This is a genomic window from Hominiventricola sp. (genome assembly GCF_057604405.1).
Genome location: NZ_DBLYVB010000052.1, coordinates 1 through 4,316 on the forward strand (window position 1 = coordinate 1; position 4,316 = coordinate 4,316).

Annotated in this window: 3 protein-coding genes and 1 pseudogene; 1 reads left to right on the top strand and 3 read right to left on the bottom strand. The window is 41.7% G+C overall.

The window, feature by feature from the left end:
- Window positions 1-1,770, bottom strand: a 1,770-nt coding sequence (locus ACZMB2_RS13675; RefSeq protein ID WP_487597143.1) for an ABC transporter ATP-binding protein, incomplete at its 3' end; no start/stop codon positions are given.
- Window positions 1,748-2,704 carry a glycoside hydrolase family 113 gene (locus tag ACZMB2_RS13680; protein ID WP_161172069.1) on the bottom strand — a complete coding sequence of 319 codons (957 nt, stop codon included), beginning with the start codon at window positions 2,702-2,704 and terminating at the stop codon, window positions 1,748-1,750. The genes ACZMB2_RS13680 and ACZMB2_RS13675, both read right to left, overlap by 23 nt.
- A gap of 128 nt (window positions 2,705-2,832) precedes the next feature.
- On the opposite strand from ACZMB2_RS13680, the gene ACZMB2_RS13685 reads away from it, so the two are divergent.
- Window positions 2,833-3,729 (top strand): AraC family transcriptional regulator, encoded by an 897-nt coding sequence (locus ACZMB2_RS13685; RefSeq protein ID WP_004853409.1) that lies wholly within the window; start codon window positions 2,833-2,835, stop codon window positions 3,727-3,729.
- Between the two features lie 329 nt (window positions 3,730-4,058).
- Here the strand turns inward: ACZMB2_RS13685 and ACZMB2_RS13690 are convergent.
- Window positions 4,059-4,316: pseudogene (locus ACZMB2_RS13690) on the bottom strand (methionine--tRNA ligase subunit beta); the annotation flags it as partial.

Here is a 4,316-nt window from a genome sequence, read left to right on the forward strand (position 1 = left end):
CAATTCTTCGTAAGAGCCACATTCCAGAACATTTCCTTTTTCAATCACAGCAATCCGGTCAGCATTGCGAATGGTAGACAGACGGTGGGCTACGATCAGTGTGGTACGTCCTTTCACAAGTTTCTGGATTGAATCCTGAATCTTCTTTTCAGAGATGCTGTCAAGCGCAGAAGTTGCCTCATCCAGAATCAGGATCTTCGGATTCCGTAAAAATGCACGGGCAATGGAGATGCGCTGCCGTTGTCCGCCGGAAAGATTTTCCCCATGTTCTGTGATCATCGTGTCCAGACCATCAGGCAGTTTCTGGACAACTTCTTCCAGGTTGGCTGCACGTATGACATTCCATAACTGTTCCTCGGAGATAGATTCAGATCCATAGGTGATATTCTCGCGGAGAGTTCCGGTGAAGAGAATGGACTGTTGTGGAACGACGGCAATCTGCTTTCGGTAGCTGTGCAGATCCAGTTCCATCAGGTCATTTCCATCAACCAATACCTGTCCGCTGTCAGCTTTCAGGAAACCGATGGCAAGATTGAGGATTGTTGTTTTTCCAGAGCCGGAACCACCGGCAAAGGCAACTGTTTCCCCCGGCTGAATCTTGAAGTTCAGATGACTTAATACCGGTTTTTCATTGCCTTTATAAGTAAAAGATACATCCTGAAATGTAATCTCACCTTTCAGATCAACTACTTTTTTCTTCCTACAGTTGTCCTCAATATCATTTGCACAAAGCACATCACCAATCGATTCAACGGATTCCAGGCCTTTCGCAATGATTGGCAGCAAAGTCACAATACTTGCAATCTGAGCGACGATGCTGGAAAAATAAGTCTGGTATAAGGTGATATCTCCGACACCGATGATTCCTTTCCATGCAATGTAGGCTGTAAATGCAAGACAGAATACCTGAAAGATCTGAAATGCAACCCAGCTGATTGAAGAAAAGTATGTCTGAATCATATCAAGCTGAAGCCCTTTTTCAGCAACTTTACGAAGCTGTTCACTCATTTTACGGGCTTCCTGATCTTCCAGAGCGTGAGCTTTAGTTACAGGAATCATTTCAACCATTTCCATTACTTTTGCAGAAGTTTCTTCCATTTCTTTACGGAAAGCACGGTTATGGTTTTTGATTTTTCCTTTAAAACCAACAATGATCAAAACAGAAACCGGTATCGTGCAGAGGAAGAAAAGAAATACGATCCGACTTTTGAAGATGACCACTCCGAAGGATACACCAATGTTCAGAATGATAGTCAAAAGAGAGATAAAAATCTGAGATGCAAGATTTTGTATCTGTTCTACATCTCGCATGATCTTCGACTGAAGCCTTCCGGACTGCATTTCCTTGTGATAGGTAATCGACAATTGCTGAAGCTTGCAGACTAGGGCTTCTCGCAGTTCTTTCTCTACTGTTCGTACCGTTTTAGCATAGAGCCAGGTATGGATGTAGTTGGTTGGTATGTTCTGTACCAGAAATGCAATCATAAGGATGGTATTCAGAATCAGAATTTTGGTAATATTCCCGTTGTGGTCTGTCACTGCATTGATAATATTAGCTGTGACGATTGGAAGAACCCAGGTTGGGGAATGCTTGATAATGAAAAAGAAAATGGAACCAACCAGCGCGCCATAGTGTCCCTTGAAAAGAGAAAGAAGCGTGCGCAGGTTATTTTTTCTGTTCCGGCTGAAGATGTGCATCATGGCAGCTTCTTCCTGCCAGAGATCCTGTTCTGAAGTTTGTTGTATGCTATTTTCTTGTGTCTCTCCCATAGTAGTCTTTAATAACCTCCTGTATCGGTTTGTTGCAGATTTCGTAGCTGGTATCTCTTGATGCAATACTTCTGGACGGAAGAACCGGGGCCCATTCCCACATGGCAAAACCATTGACCCATGAGCGCTTTGCACAGGCCTCAAACATAGCACGATACCAGTCTGGCTGTTCCTCCAGACGTAAATCTCCCTGAATTGCCCAGTTGTTAGGCACCAGTGAGGATCCTTTTCTGGACATGCATCCTGCTTCGGCGAAGAAGAATGGTTTCTTGAATTTCTGAACGACTTTTTCAATACGGTCAAGTTCCTGTTCCCACTGATCAATCGGATAATATCCGCTGGAAGAAATCATGTCGACACAGTCCCACCAGGTTACATTTTCTTCCTGATATTTATCGGTATTATAGGAAACAGGTCCGTGGTAATAGTTTCGGATCGCAGCGATTACGTTTCTCCATTCTTCACTGCGGTGTTCCGTCATTACCATCTCACATCCTGCAATAAAAAGATCACATTGTTCGGCTTCTGCAATTTTGGCATAGTGTGTCTGGAATTCTGTGTAAGAGGCAAACCAGTTTTCCCATTTCGGTTCACATGGAACATCTTTTTCAAAGAAACTGATGTAAGCACGCCAGACACCATTTTTACAATTAACGGTAGGTTTCAAGGCAACACGGATGCGCTTGCTTTTTGCATAGCGGATCATATTGATTAATTCTTCATCTGAGAATGTGGCACTGGAAGTGTAACAGATCTCTTCTGAGTGTGCGTGGTCCTGTAGCCCTACAGGAGCAAGGATTACGAAATCAGCAGCAGTGTGTTCTATCATATAATCAAAACTGTCACGGGCAGTCTGTGTAGAAAGAGAACCACGTTTGTGAAATGGGGCAAATGTAATTCCTTTAATATATCCAAGTTGATTTTGAATTTTCATTTTGGTAAAAACCTCCTGTCTTTCGAATTATATAGTTCTATTTTCTGCTGGAAGTATATCATGTAGAAAAAAGATATGATATAATGAATCTATTATAAAATTGTAAAAATCTATGATGGAGATAATCTGTGAAACCTTATTTTGAATGTTTAGACAAATTAAACAAACCATATGAAGCCTTTTTATTTGATGCACAGACATCTGAGATGTTCCCAATTCTTCCACATTGGCATTATTTTGTGGAGATTCTTTACATGGTGGAGGGAAAGGCGTATGTAGAGGCAGGAGAAGAGAATTATGTATTGGAACCGGGAGATCTGATCGTATTTTATCCACAGATGGCTCATGCAATTTATTCAACAGGACAGCTTCCAATCCGTTACTATGTCCTGAAATTCGATCCGGCACATCTGAATATATCCGGTTCAGCACTTCCATCGATTTCGAGTCTGATCGCCATGGCCGCAGTGGAGCAGAAGCTATCGGTTTATTTTTCGAAAGAGAAATTTAATCAGGAAAAAATGAAGCAGCTGATTCAGGGATCAGTGAAGGCGTTAGAAGAAAAGCAATTTGGTTATGACATTATTATGCATTCGAATTATTGTCTTCTTATGGCAGAAATTCTTCGTATCTGGAAGCAGGAAGGCTTTCAGATAAAAAAAAGGAAAAAGGAAACTGTATTAAGCGAAAAATTTACAGAGGTATCTGAGTACATTTCACAGCACTACCAGGAAGATCTCTCGGTGGCGGAGCTGGCAGAAAAATTTCATATGAGTTATTCGTATTTTGCCGCAATATTCAAGGAGTACTATGGACAGACCTGCAAGGAGATGATTCTCACGGTAAGACTGCAAAAAGCGGAGGACTTATTGCAATTCACAGATTTTGACCTAACTTATATCAGCCAGGAGACAGGATTTTGTGACTGCAGCCATTTTATCAAGGCGTTTAAACAGAAGTATGGAGTGACACCGAGGAAGTATAGGATGAAGGAGAAAAGTTTTGATTTTGTATCACGGAAGTAAAGAAATTGCAGAGGGATTATTACCTTCGTTTGCATCAAGATATACCTTAATATTCATATTTTCCCTCTTTTCAAAAATGGGCAATTCCAATTGGAATTGCCCATTCATCGTACTAATCATGCAATTTTTTCTTACTTACACCGATTTCTGCATCAAATGATGTAATTTTGATGTAAATCGCTGTTTTTCATTTTTATCAAATGAAGTATGTCCCGTCTATTTGGTAAAACGGTACATCTTTACATCACGTCGACTGACGTCTCCGTGTGTTTTTCGCCTTATGTCGGTGTTCGCAAGCGCACACCGCCGCAAGGCTCAGTTTTCTCATCTTAATAGAGCTTAGCACCTGCCGGAATATGGTTGTCAACCATCAGAAGGTGAAGCTTCTCCTCGCCCTCTTCCTCATGGATAGCTGAAAGAAGCATACCGCATGAATCGATTCCCATCATCTTTCTAGGTGGAAGGTTTGTTATTGCAATAAGTGTCTTGCCGACTAACTCCTCTGGCTCATAGAATGCATGGATTCCTGAGAGGATGGTTCTGTCTGTGCCTGTGCCGTCATCCAGTGTGAACTGAAGGAGCTTCTT